This is a genomic window from Micromonospora sp. NPDC048842 (genome assembly GCF_040649935.1).
Lineage (GTDB): Bacteria > Actinomycetota > Actinomycetes > Mycobacteriales > Micromonosporaceae > Micromonospora > Micromonospora hortensis.
Genome location: NZ_JBEZGK010000001.1, coordinates 268,754 through 290,058 on the forward strand (window position 1 = coordinate 268,754; position 21,305 = coordinate 290,058).

The window sequence follows — 21,305 nt, forward strand, 5'->3', positions numbered from 1 at the left end:
ACCTTGCGCGATGACCCACCCGCACCGGAGGGTAAGGACTGGCGGTCGCGCGATCCCTGTCACGCAGCGCAACCTTGGGAGTTACATGCACGGTGAGCTCCAGCGAATCGTCGACGCCGTCGCCGTCCGGGTGGGGCGACCCGCCCTCATCGAGGACCGGCGACAGCGGGTGGTCGCCTACAGCGAGCACGACGGCCCGATGGACGACGTCCGCCGGACGTCGATCCTGCGCCGGCAGACGACGCCGGAGGTGATCGCCTGGTTCCGAGACAGGGGCATACTCACGGCGCACGCGCCGGTCCGCACCCCCGCGTGCGCCGAGCTGGACCTGCTGGCGAGGGTCTGCGTGCCGATCCGGCACGACGACCTGTTGCTCGGGTTCGTCTGGTTCATCGACGCGGACGGTTCGATGACCGACGCCGACATCGCCACCGCGACCGGCCCCTTCACCGACCTGTCGTTGGCCCTGTACCGGGAGAACCTGCTCGGTGAACTCGCCTCACAGCGGGAGACCGAGGCCACCCGCACCCTGCTGGTGGAGAGCCGGCAGGCGCGCGAGCACGCGGCGCGGGCGCTGCTGGAGGAAGGCGTGGTGGTCGCCGACGGGGCGACAGTCGCGCTCGTCGCCCAGCTCGTGCCGGCCGCTGGGAGGCAGCCCGACGAGGTGGCCCGGATCGCCCTTGAACAGGCCCTGGTAGCCACCCGCCGGTGGATCGGCGTGCGGGAGACACTGCACCTGGTCTGGCACGACCATGGGGTGCTGCTGGTCTGCGGCGACCGGGTCGCTGGCCGCCCCTCGCCGGAGGCCTCCGCCGCTCATCTCAACGACGCGCTGGGCGCCTCGACCCGGGGCCTGGCCTCGGTGGACCGGACGGTGACCGGGATCGGACAGCCTCGCGGCGGGCTCTCCAGCGCGGTCGATTCCTACCAGGAGGCTGCGCACGCCGCCCGGGTCGGCACACAACTACCCGCGCTGGGCGGGGTCGTCTCCTGGGCCGGCCTGGGCATCTACCGCGTGTTGTCTCAACTGGACAGCGAGCACCTCGACGTCGCGGGTGTTCATCCCGGGCTGGAGCGGCTGCTGCGCGACGATGCCCACCAGGTGCTGCTGGAGACCCTGGAGGCCTACCTCGACCTGGCGGGCAACGCGCACGCGACCGCCGAGAAGCTCCGGTTGCACCGGACGACCCTCTACTACCGGCTGCAACGGGTGGAGCAGCTCGCCGGGACCGACCTCAAGGACGGCAACGAACGGCTGTGCCTGCACCTGGCCATGAAGCTCGGTCGGCTCACCGGCCATTACCGCACGCCGTGACACCGCCGCCGGCCCGTTGGGCGACCACGGACAGCAGCGGCTGATCCGAGCGGCCGTGGGGGCGGTCCCGGCGTACCTCGTCAGACGAGGCGGGTCATCCAGCCGTGCGGGTCGGCGGCCCGGCCGTACTGGATGTCAAGCAGGTGGCGGCGCAGCCGCATGGTCACCGAGCCCTCGGCGCCGGCCTCCGGGGCCGTCACCTCGCCGCCGTCCCAGACCAGGCGCCCGACCGGCGTGACCACGGCGCCGGTGCCACACGCGAAGACCTCGGTGATAGCGCCGGAGGCCACGCCCTCCTGCCATTCCCTGATCTCCACCGGGCGCTCCTCGACCTCCAGGCCCAGGTCCTTGGCCAGGATGAGGATCGATCCCCGGGTGACGCCCTCGAGGATCGTGCCGAGTCCCGGGGTGATGATCCGGCCGTCGGCAGTGATGAAGTAGAGGTTCATGCCGCCGAGCTCCTCCACGTAGCGGCCCTCGGCGGCGTCCAGGAAACAGACCTGCTCACAGCCGTGCTCGGCGGCCTCGACCATCGGGGCCAGGCTGGAGGCGTAGTTGCCGCCGCACTTCGCCTCGCCCGTACCGCCCCGCGCCGCCCGGGTGTACTCGGTGGAGAGCCAGATGGAGACCGGCTTGACGCCACCGGAGAAGTACGCGCCGACGGGGCAGGCGATCACCATGTAGGTGATCTCCTTGGCCGGGCGAACTCCCAGGAACGGTTCGGAGGCGAACATGAACGGCCGCAGATAGACGCTGTATTCGTTCTCGTCCGGGACCCACACCTGATCGGCACGGACCAGTCCCTCGACCGAGGCCATGAAGTCCGGCACCGGCAGTTCGGGCAGTGCCAGCCGTCGGGCCGATCGGGCGAAGCGCTCGCCGTTGGCTTGCGGCCGGAACGACCAGATCGAGCCGTCCCGGTGCCGGTACGCCTTCATCCCCTCGAAGATCTCCTGGGCATAGTGCAGCACGGCCGCCGCCGGGTGCATGAGAATCGGACCGAAGGGGATGATCTCGGAGTCCTGCCAGCCGCCGTCCGGCCTCCACACCGCCCGTGCCATGTGGTCGGTGAAGTGCCTGCCGAACCCCGGATTCGCCATGATCTCGGCTCGCCGCTGCGCGCTCGCCGGGCTCGGATTCTGGTGCAACGGGAACGGCAGGCTCATCGCCGGGTCCTCTCAATGGCCGCATCCCTGGGCGCTCAGGTCACCGCGAACGAACACAGGGGGAGCTTGTCGGATGACAGGTGCAGAATACCGACCGTATTGTCGCCGATCGTGGACAGATTGCGGCGACCCGGAACGACCGGCCAGCCGCAGGCGGCTGGCCGGCTGTGCCGGGAGCGGCACCTCGACGGTCAGGGCCGCAGCCACCAGGGGCTGGTGTAGGCCACCGCGAAGTCGTTACAGGGGTGGCCGGCCGGGCCGGGGGTGCCGTTGGGCACTGACGGGTCGGAGATCCGGAGCACCACCCAGTCGCCGTCGGTGACGTTGAGCGGCACTGTGAAGTCGGTGACCTGGCCGTTGACGGTGTCGATGACGTCGACGACGGTCGGCGCCGAGGTGCCGGGACGGAGGACCTGGATCCGCAGGGGCTTGCCGTCCCAGGCCGAGCCGCGGTCCAGATCCAGCAGGAACCGGACGTCACCGGAGGTCACGTTCAGCACCCCACCCATGCGTACGCCGTTGGCTGTGGCGTCAACGCGGAGGCCCGAGACGCGCGTGGCGAAGGAACGGCGGGCGGCCATCGCCTCGAACACCGCCGCGCGGGTGTTCTCGGCGACCCACAGGCCGCTGCGGCCCTTGCCCTCGTGGAAGCCCCACGTGGTGCCGTGCTCGTCGGTGACACCGGTCAGAGCCGGCCGCCAACCGGCGTTCAGGCAGGCCACCAGCGGTGACGTCACACCCGACGACCAGCCCTCGAAGAGGAAGTCGTCGGTCCGGTTGAACATCTCCAGCCCCACGAGCTGATTGCGGACCGAGGCGTTGAGGGAGAAGTTGTTGAACCGGCCCGCCTCCCGACCAGGGTGGTTGAAGCTCGCCAGACCCCCGGGCCTGCCGGCGAGCCAGTTGTACAGGCTGCCGGGGCTACCGGCCCGCAACAGGTCGGCGAAGTCGGAGGTGTTCCAGACGTTGATGTGCCCCTGCAACGGATGCGACCACTCGAACCCGCGGATCGCTGTGAACTGGCCCGGGTCGTTGGCCGCGTTGGCCAGGTCACCGGTGGTCCGCCACTCGGACGAGCTGAGCCCGTCGATGGCGAAGAGGGTGGCGTGGTCGGTCAGCGCGGCGACGTCCAGACCGGCCTCGCGCATCGAGGCGAACGCGGCCTCGGCGCTGCCGTCACCGTCCGACATGACCGTGTGGTTGTGCATGTCGGTGTGGACCAGCATCGTGCCCTGGGTGATCAGGGATGACCGGCCGGCGCCGGCCGCAGCGGTCGGGGCCCCGGCCATCGTCGTGTTGGCCGCCCGGGCGGCGGTCGGTAGCGCGGCCAGCATCAGCGTTCCGCCGGCACCGGCCAGGAGCGCCCGTCGGCCGAGGCCTGCGGGGATCTCCACCTGGCCGTACGGCACGTCGTCGTCGGATCCGTGGTCGTGATGGCAGTGGTGTGGGTGATGTCCCGTCATAGGTATATGGATGTAGATAGATCTGGCCGAGACGTCAAGCCGAGTCGTCGGTCAGGCGAACACTGCGGTACGCCTGGTGTCGCTAGTGCAGGGGTTGGTCGCCGGACCAGTTCGGGCGCAACGCGTGCGTCCCGCCCCGCCAGTTCTCTGCGCGAGGTGATGCCGAGCTTGCGGAAGATCTTGCGTAGGTGATAGTCCACAGTGCTCGGGCTGATGAACAGTTGTGCCGCCACCTCGCGGTTGGAGGCGCCGTTCGAGACCCGCCGCGCGATGGCCCGCTCCTGGCTGGTCAGGCAGCAACTCTGGGCGAAGTGGTTGGTCGTGTCGTGGCCGGCCAGCCTGCCACGCAGTTCGCGGCGGGATGCGACGCCCAGCCGGTGGAACACTCCGCGTAGGTGATGTTTGACGGTGTGGGTGCTGATGACCAGGTTCGTCGCGACCTCGACGTTCGTGGAGCCGGCCGCCACCAGCAGGGCGATCTGTTCCTGCCGCGGGGTCAGTACCGCACGGGGAAGGACTCGGGCAGGCTCGGTTACGACGCGGCGCATGGTGCTCCTCGGGCGAGGGTTCGGGGTCTCGACGACCATCCGACCGCACCGCGGTGCACGACGAGTGCAGACTGAGTGCTCGCCCTAGCCGCTCACGACGCACCCCTCATCAGGCTCAGGCGGGCCCGGACGTACGCGACCATTGTCCGGTATGTCTCGGCCTGTTCCATGCCGGAGAACTCGATGAGTTCCCGGAAGCCGTTGTCGGCGATGAGGCTCTCGAACTGCTGGCACCCCCGTTCCGCGCGCACCAGGTCGCCCAGATCGAAGGCGGCCCGCGCGAGGATCGCCGCGACGGCGCACCGGGGACCGTCCGACTCACAGAGGCCTTCCGTCAATCCCCACTCCGACACCTCCACCGCTCGTTCGAGCCGGCCAAGTTTCCAGGAGGATTCGGCGATGACCTGTGCGTAGTAGATCTTCAGGTGATCGAGGTGCTGCGCCACGGCAATGGACAACCCTTCGTCCGCGAACCGTGTGCCGGTCTCGAACCGAGAGGACCCCAGGAGCGCTCTCGTGAGTGTCAGCAGCGCAACGGCGAGCAGTTCCTGGTGCCCCGTCTGCCGGGCAAGATCCACCGAGCGTTCGCCGTACGCGTTGGCGGCGTCATGGTCACCACGCGACAACGACAGCACGGCGAGGTTTCGCAGGACGTCGGCCTGCCCGGCCAGCTCTCCAGCGCCTTCGAAGATGGACAGGGATCGACGGAGATGCTCGTCGGCCTGCGGCAGCGGGGCGAAGACCTCACCGACGCTACGAAGAAGTTCGGCCTCCATCAGTGGCTCACCGAGCACGCTGACCAGATCGAGGATCGCGAGTGCGGTCTGTGTCCGGCCCGGGGGTATGGAGGTGCTGCCCGGCGCCGAGGCGGCGAGGACCATGGCCGCCGCGTCCCGCCCGAGGCCGTGTGCGAGGGCCAGATCGATTGTCGCCCACAGGGCGGCCCGTTCCCGTGCGTACCAGGCGGCAGCCTGTGGCACGCTGTCGAACGATTCAGGCGTCACCTCTGACGGCGGTTCGCCGACGGCGCCGACTGGCTGCCGGTGGTGCGTCGCGTACGCGGCGCGGGCCGAGTGCAGGTAATGCGTGATGAGACGCCGCTCGTACTGCGGGCGTTCTTGATCCTCGTCGAGGAGCTCACCCGCGTAGGCCCGCAACAGGTCGTGCAGCACATACCGCCCTGGCTGCGACTCGTCGAGCAGATTCGCGGTCACCAGTTCCATGAGCAGTGCGCGCGCCTGTGCGCGACCGACTCCGGCGACACTGGCCGCCGACTCCAGCGGGATCAGTGGACCCGGGTGGACGGCGAGGGCACGAAACGCCTGCGCCGTTGCTGGGTCGAGCGACTGGTACGACCACGAGAACACCGATCGGACGTCGTCGGACGAGTCCGCGCTGGACAGCGCGTCGAGTCGGGCGGACGGCGCCGAGACGTCGCTGAGGGCCGCGCTCAACGGCAGGGCCGGGTTGAGGGCCACGCGGGCCGCGACGATCGCCAGTGCGAGCGGCAGCCCGGCGCAGAGCGTGATGACCTTGTCCAACGCGTCCGGGTTCGCTGTGGCGCGACGGACGCCGAGCCGGTTGATCAGAAGCTGGCGGGACTCGGCCCCGGTCAGCCGATCGACGTGCAGGTAACGTGCGCCCTCCCGGGTGACCAGGCTCGTCATCCGGTTGCGGCTCGTCACGATGACCAGACAGCCCCGGGAGGCTGGCAACAGCGGGCGGACCTGATCGGAGTCGCGCGCGTTGTCCAGGAGGATCAGCAGGCGACGACCGAAGAGGCGACTGCGGTAACGAGCTGCCTGCGCGTCGACGGTCTCCTGCGGTGACGAGACCGCCGGCTCGCCCAGGGACGCGAGCAACGTGGCGAGTGCCTCCTCCGGTGACATGACGCGTCCGTCCGGATCGAGACCCCTCAAGTTCAGGAACAACTGGCCATCGGGGAACTCGCTGGCGATCTGGTGGGCCCGGTGCACGGCGAGCGCGGTCTTACCGATGCCACCCATGCCGCCGAGCACGGTGATCACGATGGTGGCATCGCCGAACGCGTCGGACAGTTGGTCGTCGAGCACGGCGGCCACGTCGTTTCGGCGGACGAAGCCCGCGACCTGCGGCGGCAGCTGTGCGGGCCGGGGAGCCTCCGGCGGGCGCAGTTCCTCCTGCAGGGTCCAGCCGCTGGCGAGTAGTTCCCGATAGGCCTCCCGCAGCTCCGGCCCCGGGTCCACCCCCAGTTCCTCGGCGAGACGTTGACGGGTCCGCTCGAAGACCCGTACCCCTTCCGCCCGGTGACCGGTGGCCACGTACGCGCGCATCAGGCACGCCTGTAGCGCCTCGTCCAGCGGCACCGCGGCGGCCACGCTCAGCAGTGGGGTCAACACGGTGTCAGCCATGCCGTGGGCGATCGCTGCCTCGCTGGCCGCGAGCGCCACCGCGACGCGCTCCCGTTCGATGGCGACGAACTCCGGCGAGCTCAACGCACTGGCCGGAAGGTCGGTGAACGCAGGGCTTCGGCCAAGCTCCAGAGCGGTCAGGTACGCCCGGACGCCGGCCATGACGTCCTCGCCGGCGAGCGCCTCGCGGGCCCGCCGGACCAACTCGCGATACATGGCCAGATCGGAGGCCTCGGTCGCGAGGGTCAGCCGGTAGCCCGTACCGGCCGGTAGGAGGTATCGACCGGTTTCGCGGACGTCCAGGTCCGGTTCGAGGATCCGCCGGAGGTTCCCGACGTGGCGGTGGATCTGGTTGGCGGCGCTGGCCGGCGGTTGTTCGTCCCACAGGCTGTCGATGATGGTGTCGAGGCTGACCGCGTCACCCCCGGCGGCGAGGAGCTTGGCCAGGATGATCCGCTGGCGGACCGGGCCAAGATCGACGTCCGAGCCGTCTCGCCGGCAGCCGAGACCGCCGAAGACCTTGAACTCGCAGTGGGACGGCGGCCCGTCCGGCAGCCTGCGGTCGGGCGTCGTCACGATTGACATCCTAGGGATGGAAGGGCAGCGGCTTCGCTTTTCGGCTCAGCCTGCGGTTTGCCCCGGGTCCCCCGCATCGCCCACTTCTCGTTGTCCGACGAGCCGGTCGCCAACAACGGGGACTACGTGGTTCGGGCGATTCGCGAAAGGGTGTCATCTCCGTACCTTCGGCATGGTTCCAACGCGGAACGCAAGCCCAAGGAGTGCGCATGCCCCATGTCACAGTTGGCTCAGAGGGAGCCGACCCGATCGAGATCTATTACGAGGATCACGGCTCCGGTACGCCTGTGGTACTCAGCCACGGCTATCCGCTGAGCGGGCAGGCCTGGGAAAAGCAGGTCTCCGCACTACTCGCAGCCGGTTACCGGGTCATCACGTATGACCGGCGGGGTTGGGGCAAGTCCAGCCAGCCCGACGGTGGGTACGACGTCGACACGTTCGCCGACGACGTGAACGTGCTGCTCACGAAACTGGACGTCCGCGACGCCATTCTCGTGGGTCACTCGATGGGAACCGGCGACGTTGCCCGGTACCTGGGTCGTTACGGCACCGAGCGGGTCGCGAAGGCCGTGCTGATGTCGCCGATCCCGCCTTTTCTCCTGCGGACGGACGATAACCCCGAAGGCGCACCGCAGTCGTTGTTCGATGGGTTCATTGAGGCCGCGCGGGCGGACCGCAACGGGTGGCTCAAGCAGTTCCTAAAGAACTTCTACAACTTCGACGTCTATGGCGGCTCGCTGGTCAGCGACGACGAGTTCCAGGCAAGTGTGAACGTGGCCGTGGCCGGATCTCCTGTCGCCGCGGTGGCCTGTATCCCGACCTGGCTCACCGACTTCCGTGCCGACCTGTCCAAGATTGACGTGCCGGTACTCGTGATTCAGGGCGACCAGGACCGAGTCCTGCCCATCGCGGTTACCGGCCAGCGGGTGTCCGCCTTCGTCGGTGATTCGCGCTTCCTCGTCATCGAGGGCGGGCCGCACGCCATTGCCTGGACCCACAGCGATCAGGTCAACGCCGCCCTGCTCGACTTCTTTGCGAAGTGAAGTGAAAGGAAACACTGTGACATTGTCCTTCCGGCGGCGCCTCATCTCCGTAGGCGTGGCCATCGGTGCCCTCACCCTGGTAGGTGCCGGTATCGGCACCGCGCAGGCTTCGACGAGTAGCGCTTTGCATTCGCGCCCCGCAGCGGTCAAGCCGACAGTCGTGCTCGTGCACGGGGCGTGGGCGGACGGGTCGAGCTGGGACAAGGTGGCGGCCAAGCTCCAGCACGACGGTTACCGGGTGGTCACGCCGCCGAACCTCCTGACGGGCGTGCAGAACGACGCCGCGAATCTGCGCGCGTACCTGGACACCATCACCGGACCGATCGTCCTCGTCGGGCACTCGTACGGCGGCATGGTCATCACGAACGCCGCTCTGGGCGACAAGCAGGTCAAGGCCCTGGTGTACGTCGACGCGTACATCCCGGACCAGCACGACACGGTGCTGTCGCTGACCTCGGCCGTGCCGGGCTCGGTCTTCGCGGCCGAAGCGTCCACCGTCTTCGACCAGGTCGCGATCCCCGGCGACGACCCGCACAATGTCAACCTCTACGTGAAGCCGTCGATCTTCGGCAAGGCGTTCGCCGACAAGACCATTTCCGCCAAGGACGTCGCGGTGCTGGCGGCCCGGCAGCGTCCGCTGGCCTTCAATGCCCTGGTCGAGGAGTCCGGCGAGCCGGCCTGGCGCACCATTCCCTCGTGGTCGGTGATCGGCAAGCAGGACGCCGTCATCCCTGCCGCTCAGCAGGTCGCCATGTCCAAGAGGGCCAAGGCGCACGCCATCGAGATCAACGCCCCCCACCTGTCCATGGTCACGGACGCGGGAGCGGTCACGAACCAGATCGAGGCGGCCGCCAAGGCGACCGACTGACACGACAGCCGGCCGTGGCGTCGCTCACCGCGATGCCACGGCCGGCCTCTTCGCCGTTGCTGCCGAGGGTCATGAGACGGTCAGGCGGTCGTCCGGGCCGCCTCCACGATGACCTCGGTGACCTCACCGGGATGCGAGATCAGGCCCAGGTGACCGGCGTCGATCCGGGTGATGTCGGCCCCCGCACGCTTCATCATCTCCTCCTGACGAGCCGGCGGGATGACCCGATCCTCGGTGCCGATCACCGCCCATACCGGGATCGTCTTCCACGCCGGCTCCGTGGCCGGCTCACCCAGGGCGTTCGTGGCCAGCGCGCTCTGGGACACGGCGAGCACCTCCGCCTGCCGCCGAGGCAGACCGTTGGCGAAGCCGGTGATGAATATCTTCGGCAGGACGTACGCGTCGACAGCACCTTCCGGGGCACCGGGGAACGGCACGAGCTTGAAGACGCTCGTGGGGTCGGTCAGAGCCGGCTCGAGCACCGAGCCGGAGCCGGCGGTGAGTTGCTCCACGGTCTCACCCTTGTCCGGGGCGAAGGCGTCGACGAACACGAGTGCCTTGACATTCTTGTTGCCGGTCAAGGCATCGCTCGCCACGAAGCCGCCGTACGAGTGGGCCGCGACCACGATGGGACCTTCGATGGTGGACAGGAAGTCCTTCAGGTAGCCGCTGTCGATTGACGGCCCCCGGTTGGGTTGCGGCGCGACCTGGACATCGAAACCGCGTGCCTGGAGTCTGCGGACCTCCCCACTCCAGCTCGAGCCGTCGGCCCAGGCGCCATGGACCAGGACGATTGTTGGTTTGGTGCGATGCCCCTCGTCCGGCGTTGGTCGCCCACCGCCGTCCGCGGACACGCCTGGGGCGGCTGAGCCGAGCACCGTCACCAGCGTTGCGGCGGCCAGCGTTGCGGCGATGGCCTTCGGCCGACGTAGCGAGATACCGAGCATGTCTCTTCTCCCTCGTTGGTCAGTGGTTTCCGAACGCGGGCAGATGTGCGCGATGACGTGCATGATCGCCCGACCTCACCGTATTCACGCCGAGCGCGAATCTCGGACAGAAGAGGAAAATAACTCAAGTTTCACCTTGCGGGAGGACACGCCACCAAACGGGCTCACTCGACGGCCGGTGGACGCTCCAGCCGGCCGCGCTCCCCCGACTTCCCGGCATCTGTAAACAACCCTTGATATTAACTCTCACGAACGTCAATATGTGGAGGTCGCGGGTCATCGAAGCCTGGGGAGTGAGCCATGAGAAGCCGTCGAATTTTCGCAGTGGTAGCCGGGGCGGCGATGACCGTCACGGCCGCCGTCGCCTTCGTTCCCAGCAGCATGGCGGCCGTACCCTCGGCCAACGCCGTCCCGATGGTCGCCTGCACCGCCCCCACCTGGGCCGAGGGCCCCACCTACCAGGCGGGCGCCCAGGTCACCTACAGCGGCCGGCTCTACCAGGCACTGGTCACCCACACCGCGCACCCCGGCGCCGGCTGGAACCCCGCCTCGACCCCGTCGCTCTGGCGTGACCTCGGCGCGTGCTCGGGAACGACGCCGCCGCCCACCACGCCACCGCCGACGACCCCGCCGCCCACCACGCCACCACCGACCACACCTCCCCCCACCACACCGCCGCCAACCGGTGGGAACTGCGCGGTGAAGTCGCGACCCACCGGCAAGGTGTTGCAGGGCTACTGGGAGAACTGGGACGGGGCCACCAACGGCGTGCACCCCGGCCTCGGCTGGATCCCGATCACCGACAGCCGGCTCAACCAGCACGGCTACAACGTGATCAACGCTGCGTTCCCGGTGATCCGCTCGGACGGCACGGTCCTCTGGGAGAACGGCATGGACGCCGGCGTGAAGGTGGCCACCCCGGCCGAGATGTGCCAGGCCAAGGCGGCCGGCGCCACCATCCTGATGTCGATCGGCGGAGCCGCAGCGGGCATCGACCTGAGCTCCGCCGCTGTCGCCGACCGGTTCATCGCGACGATCGTGCCGATCCTGACGGCCTACCACTTCGACGGCATCGACATCGACATCGAGACCGGCCTGACCGGCAGCGGCAACATCAACACCCTGTCCACGTCGCAGGCCAACCTGATCCGGATCATCGACGGAGTGCTGGCCCGGATGCCGTCGAACTTCGGCCTGACCATGGCACCGGAGACGGCCTACGTCACCGGCGGCAGCGTGGTCTACGGCTCGATCTGGGGCTCGTACCTGCCGATCATCAAGAAGTACGTGGACAACGGTCGGCTCTGGTGGCTGAACATGCAGTACTACAACGGCAGCATGTACGGCTGCGCCGGCGACTCGTACCCGGCGGGCACCGTGCAGGGCTTCACCGTGCAGACGCAGTGCCTGAACAACGGGCTCACGATCCAGGGCACCACCATCCGAGTGCCGTACGACAAGCAGGTCCCGGGTCTGCCGGCACAGATCGGGGCGGGCGGCGGCTACCTGTCGACGTCGCTCGTCACGCAGGCCTGGAACTCCGTGCCCGGCCTCAAGGGCCTGATGACCTGGTCGGCGAACTGGGACGGGTCGAAGGGCTGGACCTTCGGCGACAACGTGAAGCGCCTGCAGGGCCGCTGACGGGTGACGGCGGCGCACCGACCAGGGATGAGAAGTCGTGCCACCATTGCGAACCAAAGTTCGGTCCCGCTGCGATAGGTAGGCATGACCGTCCAGGACGACGCCGGCCTCCTGGCCCTGATCGCAGGCGGCGACCGGAACGCGCTCGAGGCGTTCTACCGCCGGCACGCGCCGTGGCTGCGTCTGCGCCTGTGCTACCGCTGCGCCGACGACGCCCTCGTCGACGACGTCGTGCAGGAGACGTTCCTCGCCGTGTGGACCGGCGCCGCGGCCTCGTTCCGGCCTCGCGACACCGACGCCGCTGCCTGGCTGTGGCGGATCGGGTCGCGCCGGCTCATCGACGCGCTGCGTCGCCGCACGTCCCGCGACCGGCTCGGTCGGCTACTGGCCCGCCTGCGCGGCCGCGACGAGTCGTCCGCCGAGGAGCAGGTACTGATCGGGCTCGAGCACGGCGACCTCGGCGGGGCTCTCGCCCGCCTCTCCCCGGAGCTGCGCGCTGTCATCCGCGCCACCGTCCTTGACGGCCTCTCCACCGCCGAGGCCGCCGTCCTGCTCGGCATCCCCGCCGGCACCGTCAAGACCCGGGCGATGCGCGCCCGCCGGCAGCTGCGAGAGGAGTTGACATGACCTGGCACCTGCTCGACGAGGACCTACGCGCCTACGCCACCCGTACCCTCGCCGCCCCTGGTCTGTGGTCCACGGAGGCGCACCTGGTCGCGTGCGGTGAGTGCCGCGAACGCCTCGCCGCCGCCGCGACAGTCGACCTGGAGTCGGCGATCGACGGAGGCTGGGCCCGCCTCGACGTCGCCCTGGACGCGCCGCGACCGGGGCCTGTCGAACGGTTGATGATCACGGTAGGCGTTTCCGACCACACCGCGCGGCTGCTCGCGGCGACGCCGGCGCTGCGGCTGTCGTGGCTGGTGGCGATAGCGGTCACTGCCGCGTTGACGGCGACGGTCGCCGTGTTCACCGACCCGGTCGTGTTCCTCGCCGTGGCCCCGCTGTTGCCGCTGGTCGCGGTCGCCATGTCGTTCGCGCCCGGCATCGACCCCACCCACGAGATCGCTGTGGTCACTCCGATCCGCTCGTTCCGGTTACTGCTGTTGCGGTGTCTCGCGGTCCTGTCCGCGACCACCGCGCTGTCCGCCGTGGCCAGCCTCTTCATCTACGAGTACGGGCTGCGCGCGACCGGTTGGTTCCTGCCGTCGCTCGCCCTGACAGTGCTGTCGCTGCTGCTCTCGCCTCGCCTCGGCGCGGGACCGGCCGCTGTCGCCGTCGGCGTCGGCTGGGCGGCAGTGGTCGCCGCCACCTTCGGCGACCGGCTCGTCTTCACAGTGGCCGGGCAGGTGGGCGTCGTCATCGTGGGCGGGATCGCCGCGGTGGCACTGTCGCGTCAGCGCGGCACCTACGACAGCTACCACGTCCCCAACCTGATGAGGAGAGCTTCATGACTGCCGTTCGGGCAACCGGTCTGGCGCTGCGGTACGGGCGCGCCACAGCGCTCGAGGACGTGTCGTTCACGTTGCGCACCGGGGTGACCGGGTTGCTCGGCCCGAACGGCGCGGGCAAGACGACGCTGCTGCGGATCGTCGCGACGGCCCTGCCGGCCGACGGCGGAACGCTGCGGGTCTTCGGTCACGACCCGAGCACGCCGCCCGGGCGGCTCGCGGTCCGGCGTCTGCTGGGCTACCTGCCGCAGGATCCGGGCTTCCACCCGTCGTTCACCGCGTTCGAGTTCGTCGACTACGTCGCGATTCTCAAGGAGCTCACCCACCGCACGACGCGGCACACCGAGGTCGCCCGGGTGCTCGCCGCCGTCGGCCTCGACGACCGACGGCGATCCCGGATCCGGACCCTGTCCGGCGGCATGAAGCAACGGCTCGCGCTGGCGGCGGCCCTGGTCGGCGACCCGGACCTGGTCATCCTCGACGAACCGACGGTCGGCCTCGACCCGGAGCAGCGGCTGCGGTTCCGGGAGCTGATCGCGGACCTCGGCGAGCGCAAGACGGTGCTGCTGTCCACCCATCAGACCGAGGACGTCATGTCGCTGTGCCAGGAGGTCGTCGTCCTCGACCGGGGCCGAGTGCGGTTCGAGGGCACCCCGGCGCAGCTCGCCGGGCTGGCCGCCGGCCGGGTGTGGACGAGCGCGGCGCGGCAGGCAGGGGCGTTGGCATCATGGCGGACGGGCACGGGGCTGCACCGCCACGTCGGCGACCCCCCATCCGGGGCCGCGCTGGTGCAGCCGTCGATCGAGGACGGCTACCTGACGCTGGTCGGCGCCACCACCGAGGCGTCGGCGATCGCGGGCGGCGCGCGATGACCGCGGTCCTGACGGTGGACGCGCCGGCCCGACCGACGCCGCCGTCGACGCACGGGCGTCGGCAGGCGATGCTCGCACTCGCCCGGTTCGAGTCGGTTCGGATGCTCCGACACCCGCTCACCGTCGCGGCCGCGCTGCTGTTCCTCGGCCCGTGGCTGTGGGGCTGGCTGTCCGGCTCGGCCAACCGATATCCGGTGCTCCCCGATGAGCTGATCACGATCCAGCTGCTCGCGTTGCCGGTCCTCGGCGGGTCGGCGCTGATCGTGGCGAACCTCGTCACGCTACGGGCGCACCGACACCATGTCGACGCGTCCTACGACGTCCTGGTGCTGCCGCCAGCATGGCGGGTCGGCGGGTTCCTCCTGGCCCTGCTACCGCTGGCAGGCCTCAGCTTGCTGCTCGTCGCCGTCCGGGTCGGGGTCTCCGCGGCGCTGCCGGGCGCTGCCGGGTCGGTCGACGTCGCCACGATGCTGACCCCGTCGGCGCTGACGCTGCTCCTCGGCGCCGTCGGGGTGCTCGCCGGGGTCCTGATCCGCTCCGTGCTGGTCGCCCCCCTGCTCGTCCTGCTCGTCTTCGTGCTGGAGTACGCGGCGATCATGGTGACCACCCTGATGCTCATCGGGACCGGCTGGCGCTTCCTGTTTCCGGTCTACATCAGTGAGTTCCCGGCTCCGGTGCCCGCTGGTGTCTCCGACCGGCCCGCGGCCCGGCACCTGGTCTACCTGGTCGGGATCACCGTCCTGCTCGCCGCGGCCGTTCTGGCCCGGGCCAACGCGCGGCGGCAGGTCGTCGCGGCCGGGCTCGTCGTCGGGCTGATCCTCGCCGTCGGCGGCGGGCTGACCCAGTCGCGGCCCGACCCCGACATCGCGGTGGCCCGCGCGACCGTCAAAGACCGGCCGGCGAGCATCCAGTCGTGCGTCCTGCGAGGCGACGTCACCTACTGCTACTTCGACGGGTTCGACGGGTTCGTTCCCGGGTGGGAGTCGGTGGTCACCGCCGTACGCGCTGTCGTGCCGGACAGCGCCGCCTCGTCCGGGCCACCGCTCGCGGTGCGGCAGCGGGCCCTCGCCGAGGAGATCTCGGCCGGGGGTTCCGGGTCCGTCGCCGAGGCCATGCAGGCGGTGGCCGCTTGGAAGGTCGAGGACGCGGCGGCGGGCACCCCGGAGGCGGTCCGGGTCGACACCGCGTGGGGCGACGATCGGGCAGCCGCCGCCCTGGCCGCCGAGGTTGCCTACCGGCTGATGGCCGCGAAGGCGTACGACGGGGGGAACTTCCTCTGCGGGGCGCGGGCGGCGCTCCTGGTGTGGCTTGTCGGGCAGGCGTCGCCGACCACCCTGGCCGGGATGCGTTCGCTGGACGAGACGAGCACCGGTGCGCTCGTCTTCAGCGACATATCGGGCCTGTACGGCATCTTGGCACCCGACCGGGCGGCGGCACCGGCGTTGGAGTTGCTGGAACGGCCGTCCGATGAGGTACCGCTGCTGGTCGAGCGGCACTGGGCCGAGCTGACGGCGCCCGACACACCGTTGGAGCGGTTCGGCGCCATCTTCGGGGTGCCGATCCAGCCGCTCGCCCCGGACGCCGAGGCGCTGCCGTGCGTCCCGTGAGCGACGTGCCAGCCGTCGGCGCGGCGGGGCCGGCGGCCGGCGGGCCCGCGCCGAGGCGGGGTGGGCGACTACGGACGGTGGCGGCGCTGGTCTGGCCGACGCTGCGGGCGACGCGGATCTCGCCGCTGCTGGCGGCCGGGGTCGTCGGTGTGGCGATCGTGTCCCCACCGGCTGTGACCGGGTCGGTCCTGCCTCCCGACGAGCACATCACGCTGCTGCGGTTGGTGATGGCCTGCGTCGGCCTCGGCGTCACGTTCGTACTCGACGACCCGGCGAAGCCGACCGCGGAGACGCTGCCGGTCCCGGCCTGGCTCGGGGCGCTGCTACGAGCGGTCCCCGCCGCGGTCGTCGGCGGTGCGTGCTGGGCGGCAGCGCTGCTGGTGACACGGTCCGGGCCGGAGACCGCGTCGCTGCCGTACGCGGACCTGACCCGTGAGGCCGCTACCGTCGCGGCGGTCGCGTTCCTCACGTCGGCAGTCGGCTGGCGGCGGTCGCCGCGCGGGATCGGCAGTCCACTCGCCGCCCCGATGCTGCTGCTCGGGATGACGGTGGTGGCGCTGCTGCCGGCCTCGGTGGCTTTCCTCGTCGACGTGGGCGACGGCTGGGACGCGGCCCACGACCGCTGGATGTATCTCCTGGCGGGGGCACTGTTGGCGACCGCCGGGGTGCTCACCGTCCGCCGGTACCCCCGGCGCGGCTGACAGCCGTACGGCACCACACCCCGCCGTGAGCCTTCAGTCGAGCCGCCGACAAAGTGACAGCACGGTTTGAGCGTGCATTCCCCTGTGGCCAGTTCGAATTCACCGCGTCGCTCTACGGTGCCAGCGGACCGAGAACGTCCTGCTCGTACCTGGAGAGATGAGGATTGATGGCAGTAAGCAAGCGGGTGGGCCTGACTGCTGCGGTGGTCGCCCTGACCCTGACGCTGCCGGGCGCCGCGACAGCGGCCGCGGCCGAGCGGAACACGTGGGGCCAGGCCGAGTTGTTGACGTTCGCCGCGCTGCCAGCGGCGACCTTCGTTTCCGGCAGCGAACCGTCCGGCTCGTCGCTCGGCAGTGCCCCCATCAATGGGATCACCCCGCCGTTCGCCGACCAACCGATCCAGGGGTTCAGCGGCGTCCTGCGCAACACCGACGGCACCTTCGACGTGCTGTCCGACAACGGCTTCGGCAACAAGGCCAACAGTGCGGACTTCGTGCTGCGTGTTCAGCGGGTCGCGCCCGATTTCGGCAGCGGGGCCGTGGACGTGGTCGGTGGCATCAACCTGACCGACCCGTATGGCAAGGTGCCGTTCCCGCTCACTCGTGCCGACCGCGTGCTCACCGGAGCCGACTTCGACGTCGAGTCGATCACCCGGACGGCGGATGGCACGTACTGGCTCGGTGACGAGTTCGGTCCGTACCTGCTGCACTTCGACCGGGCGGGCCGCTTGCTACAGGCGCCGGTGCCGCTGCCGGGGGTGTTCGCCCCCGAGAACCCGGGCCGCGGTGCCACCCCGGCCAACCTCGCCAGCAGCAAGGGCTTCGAGGGCATGGCCCAGTCTCCGGACGGTCGCATGCTCTACCCGCTGCTTGAGGGCACGACCACTGGCGACCCGGCCGGCACCCTCCGGCTCAACGAGTTCGACACCCGGGCCAACGCCTACACCGGCCGGCGCTGGGCCTACGCGCTCGACTCTCCTGCTCACGCGATCGGTGACGCCATCATGGTCGATCGGGACCGCTTCCTCATCATCGAGCGGGACAACGGTCAGGGCGAGACGGCAAAGGTCAAGAAGATCTATCTCGCCGACAAGCGCGACCGGAACCGCGACGGACTGCTCGACAAGACGCTTGTCGCCGACCTGATGGCGATCGCCAACCCTCGGCACGTCGGCGGGTTCGGTGACCCGTTCACGTTCCCGTTCCAGACGATCGAGGACGTGGTGATCCTCGACGACCGCACGCTCGCCGTCCTGAATGACAACAACTTCCCGTCGTCGGCGGGCCGGACGCCCGGCCAGGCCGACAACAACGAGTTCATCGTGATCAAACTCGATCGCCGCCTGGACGCGGACAAGCGCGTCCTGCGTCGCTACTGACCCGATGTCAGGGGGGTGGGCAGACCAACCGGCTGCCCACCCCTCATCCCTCGGCGGTGGGTCGGCTGTGCACCACCAACTCGTCGATCTCCAACCGGCCGATGCGCAACTCCCGTACGACCGCCCGGCGGATCGCCAGCCGCCCGATGGCCAGCGCCCCGACAGCCACGGCCCCCACGGCCAGCGCCCCCACGGCGAGGGCGCCGATCGAGGCCGCCCCCGCAGCCCTGGCGCCGGTAGCCGCCGCGCCCGTCGCCACCGCGCCGTTGGCGCGCGTACCAGTCAACCGCATCAGGCTCACGTCTCGCTTCATCGCCCCATTGTCCGCGTACCGCCGGCTGGGCGCCGATCACCTTCCTGTACCGGTGCCCGCTCCCGGAGAGGCGTTGATCACCACCGAGGCGGTGGGCGTGGCTGGCGCCGACGTCCTGATCCGGAGCGGTGCTCTCGCCGCGTACGGCTTCCGCGAGGGTCACATCCCGGGCGGCGAGGTTGCCGGAACGGTCACGGCCGTGGGCGACGGCGTCGGCCCCGCGTGGTCGGGCAACGCGTCTGGGCCTTCACCGGTACGGGCGGCGGCTACGCCGAGCAGGCGGTCGTCGCCGGTCCGGACATGCCCACGTTCCTCGACCGACTCAACCCCAACGGCCGGCTCGTGGCCGTCGGCGCGGTGGGCGGCCAACCGCCAGCGGACTTCGGGACGAGGTTGATGGCCGCGTTCCAGAAGTCGATGTCGTTCGCCACCTTCAGTGCGGCGACGGTGCCGGCGGCCGCTCGACGAGCCGTGCGAGTGGAGCAGTTCGCCGCCGCCGATCGTGGGGAACTCCAGACCGTGGTGCACGAGGTCCTGCCGCTGGAGCAGTCGGTGGTGGCGCACCAGAAGATGGACGCCGGCGAGGTCTTCGGGAGGATCGTCCTGACCTCGTAGCCAACGGGATCGTTCACGGCGGCGCGACACTGTCGAGGCCATCACCGGGTGGCCCCTTCCACTGAACCCGCTGCACCGATCGGGGTGGTCTCTTAGGCTGCGTGGACGGGGCGCCCGGTTCGACGAGTGCGTCGCTGTGGCGCTGTGCGGGCTGGTCGGGGTGCTCCTCTCGGCGGCAGCGGCCGAGCACGGCTACCGCTGAGGAGCACCGATGACAGAGGACCGCACGGAGATCGTCGTCGGGTTGGTGGCGACCCCGCCGGACCACCCGGCTCGGGTGGCCGCGCGGCTCACCACCGAACTGGCCAGCGGGCTCGCCGAGCGGGTGAACGCGGACGTGCGGTGGACCGTCCGGGAAGGCTGGGGCGACGTGGCGCCGCGCCGCGACGGCGGCGTTGAGGCACTACTCGATGATCTTGCCCAACGGCGTGCCGACGACCAGTGGGACGTCGCCATCTGCCTGACCGACCTGCCGCTGCATGCCGAACGGGTGCCGCTGGTCGCGCAGACCTCCGCTCGGCGTCGGGTCGCTGTGGTGTCCCTGCCCGCGCTGGGACTGCACCAGCTGCGGGCGGCCCGCGCTGCCGTTCCGGATCTGGTGAGCCGGCTGCTGACCGAGGCTTCCGACCAGCGGGTGCCGCCGGCCGGCTGGGCACCGGCCGAGATGGCAACCCGGGTTCCCGCCGTCCACCAGGTGGTCGGCGAGGCCGACCCCGGTGAGCGGCGCTACGTCGCCTCGCGGCTCGTCGGCCGGTTACGGCTGTTGATCGGCATGGTTCGCGCGAACCGTCCGGGGCGTGCCCTGCTGGGCCTGTCGAAGCTGTTGGTCGGCGCGTTCGGCACTGCCGCGTTCGCGCTCACCACGGACACCATCTGGCAGATGGGCGACGCGCTCGGCGGACTCCGGCTCGCCGTGATCATGCTGCTCGGGCTGACAGCGTTGGTGGCCTGGTTGATCATCGCGCACGACCTGTGGGAGAAACCGAGCCGCGAGACGCCGACCGAACTGGCCCGGCTGTTCAACCTGGGTACGATCCTCACCCTCACTCTGGCCACTGTGCTGTCCTACGTGGTGTTGTTCGTGGGAACGGTGCTCGTCGCGGCGCTGCTGATCGACACATCAGTGCTGGAACAGACCTTGCAGCGACCGGTCCACTTCACCGACTATCTGACGCTCGCCTGGATCACCAGCTCGCTGGCCACCGTCGGCGGCGCGATCGGCTCCGGGTTGGAGAACGAGGAAACGGTTCGGGCTGCCGCTTACGGCTACCATCCGCGACCCGATGGCTGGCGGGACGAGAAGAGCGGGCAGTCTGACAGCGGCCCGTCGGACCCGCCCGTTCAAGGCTGATACTGACCGCGGGTGCGGGGCAGCCACTGGGGATGACGGTCGCGCAGGTAGCGCACCAGTCCCTCGCGCAGGTCGCAGCGCAGGTCCCAGGCGCTGGCGCCGTCGGCGGCCGAGGCCTGCACCTGGATGACAGCTGTCTGCGGGGTGGAGTCGACCATCTGAAGCACCCACTGGTCGCGATCCCACAGCGGTGAGGACTCCACCAGCCGGCGCGCTTCCCGACGTAGGTCGTCCAGGTCCGCGGTGTGGTCGACATGGATCTGGATTTTGCCGACAACCCTTGACTCGTTCCGGGTCCAGTTCTGAAACGGCCGCTCGGTGAAGTACGTGGTCGGCAGGATGAGCATCCGCTCGTCCCAGAGCCGGATCACCACGTTGGTCAGCTTCACCTCCTCAACTCGACCCCATTCGCCGTCCACCACCAGCACGTCGCCGACGTGCAGGCCGTCGGCGAAAGCGACCTGGACACCGGCGAACGCGTTGCCGAGCGCGGTACGGGCCGAAAGGCCGATCAACGCGCCGACCACCCCCGCCGACGTCAACACGGAGACGCCGAAGAGGCGTACCGGCCGAAAGGTGATCAGGATCAGGCCGATCGCGACGATGGTGACCACGGCGACGGTGAGCCGCCGCATGGGGCGAATCTGCGTCCGGGCCCGCCGCACCCGCCGGCTGGCGACCGCGTCACCCGGCAGCCGACTGAACGCGACCGCCTCGGCGACGTGCAACGCCTTGATCACCAACCACGCCCCGGACAGCACCAGAGCCACCAGGACGGCGTGCCGCAGATGACGCTGCCACCCGGCCGGACCCAGCGGCAGCGCGTAGTACAGCGCCCCGACCAGCAGCAGCGCCGCCGCCGGGCGGCGGCAGGCATGCCGCAGCGGCTCCAGCAACCACTGGTAACGGCCATGGGCCACCCGACGGACGACCATGCCAGCGATCAGGTCCACGACCACCGCCGTCGCCAGCGCGGCCACTACGATCAATGCGGTACGCATCAGAGGCCGTTCACCGCAACCCCGATGCCAGCTTCCCCCGGCTCACTGCCCAGTCCACGTT

General features: G+C 70.0%; 19 protein-coding genes and 1 pseudogene. 13 read left to right on the forward strand and 7 right to left on the reverse strand.

What is annotated here, in order from left to right; genetic code table 11:
• The first annotated feature begins 85 nt into the window (after positions 1-85).
• Positions 86-1,315, forward strand: a complete 1,230-nt coding sequence (locus AB0C19_RS01255; RefSeq protein WP_357177590.1) for a helix-turn-helix domain-containing protein — start codon at positions 86-88, stop codon at positions 1,313-1,315.
• An 80-nt stretch (positions 1,316-1,395) separates the two neighbouring features.
• On the opposite strand, the gene AB0C19_RS01260 is transcribed toward AB0C19_RS01255, so the two are convergent.
• The 4 genes from AB0C19_RS01260 to AB0C19_RS01275 form a co-directional block, all read right to left on the reverse strand.
• On the reverse strand, positions 1,396-2,481 hold the full coding sequence (locus AB0C19_RS01260) for a branched-chain amino acid aminotransferase (RefSeq protein WP_357177592.1): 1,086 nt from the start codon (positions 2,479-2,481) through the stop codon (positions 1,396-1,398).
• A 191-nt stretch (positions 2,482-2,672) separates the two neighbouring features.
• Positions 2,673-3,944 carry a CehA/McbA family metallohydrolase gene (locus AB0C19_RS01265; protein WP_357177594.1) on the reverse strand — a complete coding sequence of 424 codons (1,272 nt, stop codon included), beginning with the start codon at positions 3,942-3,944 and terminating at the stop codon, positions 2,673-2,675.
• Complete coding sequence (locus AB0C19_RS01270) at positions 3,941-4,492, reverse strand: helix-turn-helix transcriptional regulator (RefSeq protein ID WP_357177596.1); 552 nt, start codon at positions 4,490-4,492, stop codon at positions 3,941-3,943. Before AB0C19_RS01270 ends, AB0C19_RS01265 begins: the two co-directional genes overlap by 4 nt.
• A gap of 92 nt (positions 4,493-4,584) precedes the next feature.
• Complete coding sequence (locus AB0C19_RS01275) at positions 4,585-7,458, reverse strand: BTAD domain-containing putative transcriptional regulator (protein ID WP_357177598.1); 2,874 nt, start codon at positions 7,456-7,458, stop codon at positions 4,585-4,587.
• 209 nt (positions 7,459-7,667) lie between these two features.
• Here AB0C19_RS01275 and AB0C19_RS01280 point away from each other — a divergent pair, with 209 nt between their 5' ends.
• Positions 7,668-8,501: an alpha/beta hydrolase gene (locus tag AB0C19_RS01280; protein WP_357177600.1), complete on the forward strand. Its 834-nt coding sequence runs from the start codon at positions 7,668-7,670 to the stop codon at positions 8,499-8,501.
• Between the two features lie 16 nt (positions 8,502-8,517).
• Complete coding sequence (locus AB0C19_RS01285) at positions 8,518-9,369, forward strand: alpha/beta hydrolase (RefSeq protein ID WP_357177602.1); 852 nt, start codon at positions 8,518-8,520, stop codon at positions 9,367-9,369.
• Positions 9,370-9,449: 80 nt separating this feature from the next.
• On the opposite strand, the gene AB0C19_RS01290 is transcribed toward AB0C19_RS01285, so the two are convergent.
• Positions 9,450-10,316, reverse strand: coding sequence for an alpha/beta hydrolase (locus tag AB0C19_RS01290; protein WP_357177605.1), 867 nt, complete (start codon positions 10,314-10,316; stop codon positions 9,450-9,452).
• Between the two features lie 300 nt (positions 10,317-10,616).
• On the opposite strand from AB0C19_RS01290, the gene AB0C19_RS01295 reads away from it, so the two are divergent.
• The 7 genes from AB0C19_RS01295 to AB0C19_RS01325 all read left to right on the forward strand — a co-directional run bounded on the left by AB0C19_RS01295 (position 10,617) and on the right by AB0C19_RS01325 (position 17,964).
• Positions 10,617-11,957, forward strand: coding sequence for a glycosyl hydrolase family 18 protein (locus AB0C19_RS01295; RefSeq protein ID WP_357177608.1), 1,341 nt, complete (start codon positions 10,617-10,619; stop codon positions 11,955-11,957).
• An 84-nt stretch (positions 11,958-12,041) separates the two neighbouring features.
• Complete coding sequence (locus AB0C19_RS01300; protein ID WP_357177611.1) at positions 12,042-12,584, forward strand: RNA polymerase sigma factor; 543 nt, start codon at positions 12,042-12,044, stop codon at positions 12,582-12,584.
• Positions 12,581-13,408: a hypothetical protein gene (locus AB0C19_RS01305; protein ID WP_357177614.1), complete on the forward strand. Its 828-nt coding sequence runs from the start codon at positions 12,581-12,583 to the stop codon at positions 13,406-13,408. Before AB0C19_RS01300 ends, AB0C19_RS01305 begins: the two co-directional genes overlap by 4 nt.
• Positions 13,405-14,277 carry an ATP-binding cassette domain-containing protein gene (locus AB0C19_RS01310; RefSeq protein WP_357177617.1) on the forward strand — a complete coding sequence of 291 codons (873 nt, stop codon included), beginning with the start codon at positions 13,405-13,407 and terminating at the stop codon, positions 14,275-14,277. Before AB0C19_RS01305 ends, AB0C19_RS01310 begins: the two co-directional genes overlap by 4 nt.
• Complete coding sequence (locus AB0C19_RS01315) at positions 14,274-15,884, forward strand: hypothetical protein (RefSeq protein WP_357177621.1); 1,611 nt, start codon at positions 14,274-14,276, stop codon at positions 15,882-15,884. The genes AB0C19_RS01310 and AB0C19_RS01315 overlap by 4 nt, the downstream gene beginning before the upstream one ends.
• Positions 15,881-16,585, forward strand: coding sequence for a hypothetical protein (locus AB0C19_RS01320; protein ID WP_357177624.1), 705 nt, complete (start codon positions 15,881-15,883; stop codon positions 16,583-16,585). The genes AB0C19_RS01315 and AB0C19_RS01320 overlap by 4 nt, the downstream gene beginning before the upstream one ends.
• Before the next feature lie 167 nt (positions 16,586-16,752).
• Complete coding sequence (locus AB0C19_RS01325) at positions 16,753-17,964, forward strand: esterase-like activity of phytase family protein (protein ID WP_357177627.1); 1,212 nt, start codon at positions 16,753-16,755, stop codon at positions 17,962-17,964.
• 43 nt (positions 17,965-18,007) lie between these two features.
• On the opposite strand, the gene AB0C19_RS01330 is transcribed toward AB0C19_RS01325, so the two are convergent.
• Complete coding sequence (locus AB0C19_RS01330) at positions 18,008-18,277, reverse strand: hypothetical protein (RefSeq protein WP_357177630.1); 270 nt, start codon at positions 18,275-18,277, stop codon at positions 18,008-18,010.
• A 97-nt stretch (positions 18,278-18,374) separates the two neighbouring features.
• Between AB0C19_RS01330 and AB0C19_RS01335 the strand changes: the two are divergent.
• The 3 genes and pseudogenes from AB0C19_RS01335 to AB0C19_RS01345 all read left to right on the forward strand — a co-directional run.
• A pseudogene (locus AB0C19_RS01335) lies at positions 18,375-18,461 on the forward strand (hypothetical protein); the annotation flags it as partial.
• 38 nt (positions 18,462-18,499) lie between these two features.
• The gene (locus AB0C19_RS01340; protein ID WP_357177633.1) at positions 18,500-18,892 is read left to right on the forward strand and encodes a zinc-binding dehydrogenase; all 393 of its coding nucleotides are present in this window, start codon (positions 18,500-18,502) and stop codon (positions 18,890-18,892) included.
• Positions 18,893-19,103: 211 nt separating this feature from the next.
• Positions 19,104-20,243, forward strand: a complete 1,140-nt coding sequence (locus AB0C19_RS01345) for a hypothetical protein (protein ID WP_357177636.1) — start codon at positions 19,104-19,106, stop codon at positions 20,241-20,243.
• On the opposite strand, the gene AB0C19_RS01350 is transcribed toward AB0C19_RS01345, so the two are convergent.
• Positions 20,234-21,244, reverse strand: a complete 1,011-nt coding sequence (locus tag AB0C19_RS01350) for a mechanosensitive ion channel domain-containing protein (RefSeq protein ID WP_357177640.1) — start codon at positions 21,242-21,244, stop codon at positions 20,234-20,236. The two genes, AB0C19_RS01345 and AB0C19_RS01350, sit on opposite strands and share 10 nt — an antisense overlap.
• Positions 21,245-21,305 lie beyond the last annotated feature (61 nt).

Excerpts from the sequence above, each read along its gene's own strand:
- AB0C19_RS01310 (WP_357177617.1), top strand. The coding sequence starts at position 13,405 with ATGACTGCCGTTCGGGCAACCGGTCTGGCGCTGCGGTACGGGCGCGCC.
- AB0C19_RS01315 (WP_357177621.1), top strand. The coding sequence starts at position 14,274 with ATGACCGCGGTCCTGACGGTGGACGCGCCGGCCCGACCGACGCCGCCG.
- AB0C19_RS01280 (WP_357177600.1), top strand. The coding sequence starts at position 7,668 with ATGCCCCATGTCACAGTTGGCTCAGAGGGAGCCGACCCGATCGAGATC.
- AB0C19_RS01270 (WP_357177596.1), bottom strand. The coding sequence starts at position 4,492 with ATGCGCCGCGTCGTAACCGAGCCTGCCCGAGTCCTTCCCCGTGCGGTA.
- AB0C19_RS01325 (WP_357177627.1), top strand. The coding sequence starts at position 16,753 with ATGGCAGTAAGCAAGCGGGTGGGCCTGACTGCTGCGGTGGTCGCCCTG.
- AB0C19_RS01350 (WP_357177640.1), bottom strand. The coding sequence starts at position 21,244 with ATGCGTACCGCATTGATCGTAGTGGCCGCGCTGGCGACGGCGGTGGTC.
- AB0C19_RS01295 (WP_357177608.1), top strand. The coding sequence starts at position 10,617 with ATGAGAAGCCGTCGAATTTTCGCAGTGGTAGCCGGGGCGGCGATGACC.
- AB0C19_RS01330 (WP_357177630.1), bottom strand. The coding sequence starts at position 18,277 with ATGAAGCGAGACGTGAGCCTGATGCGGTTGACTGGTACGCGCGCCAAC.
- AB0C19_RS01300 (WP_357177611.1), top strand. The coding sequence starts at position 12,042 with ATGACCGTCCAGGACGACGCCGGCCTCCTGGCCCTGATCGCAGGCGGC.
- AB0C19_RS01255 (WP_357177590.1), top strand. The coding sequence starts at position 86 with ATGCACGGTGAGCTCCAGCGAATCGTCGACGCCGTCGCCGTCCGGGTG.
- AB0C19_RS01290 (WP_357177605.1), bottom strand. The coding sequence starts at position 10,316 with ATGCTCGGTATCTCGCTACGTCGGCCGAAGGCCATCGCCGCAACGCTG.
- AB0C19_RS01265 (WP_357177594.1), bottom strand. The coding sequence starts at position 3,944 with ATGACGGGACATCACCCACACCACTGCCATCACGACCACGGATCCGAC.
- AB0C19_RS01260 (WP_357177592.1), bottom strand. The coding sequence starts at position 2,481 with ATGAGCCTGCCGTTCCCGTTGCACCAGAATCCGAGCCCGGCGAGCGCG.
- AB0C19_RS01305 (WP_357177614.1), top strand. The coding sequence starts at position 12,581 with ATGACCTGGCACCTGCTCGACGAGGACCTACGCGCCTACGCCACCCGT.
- AB0C19_RS01345 (WP_357177636.1), top strand. The coding sequence starts at position 19,104 with ATGACAGAGGACCGCACGGAGATCGTCGTCGGGTTGGTGGCGACCCCG.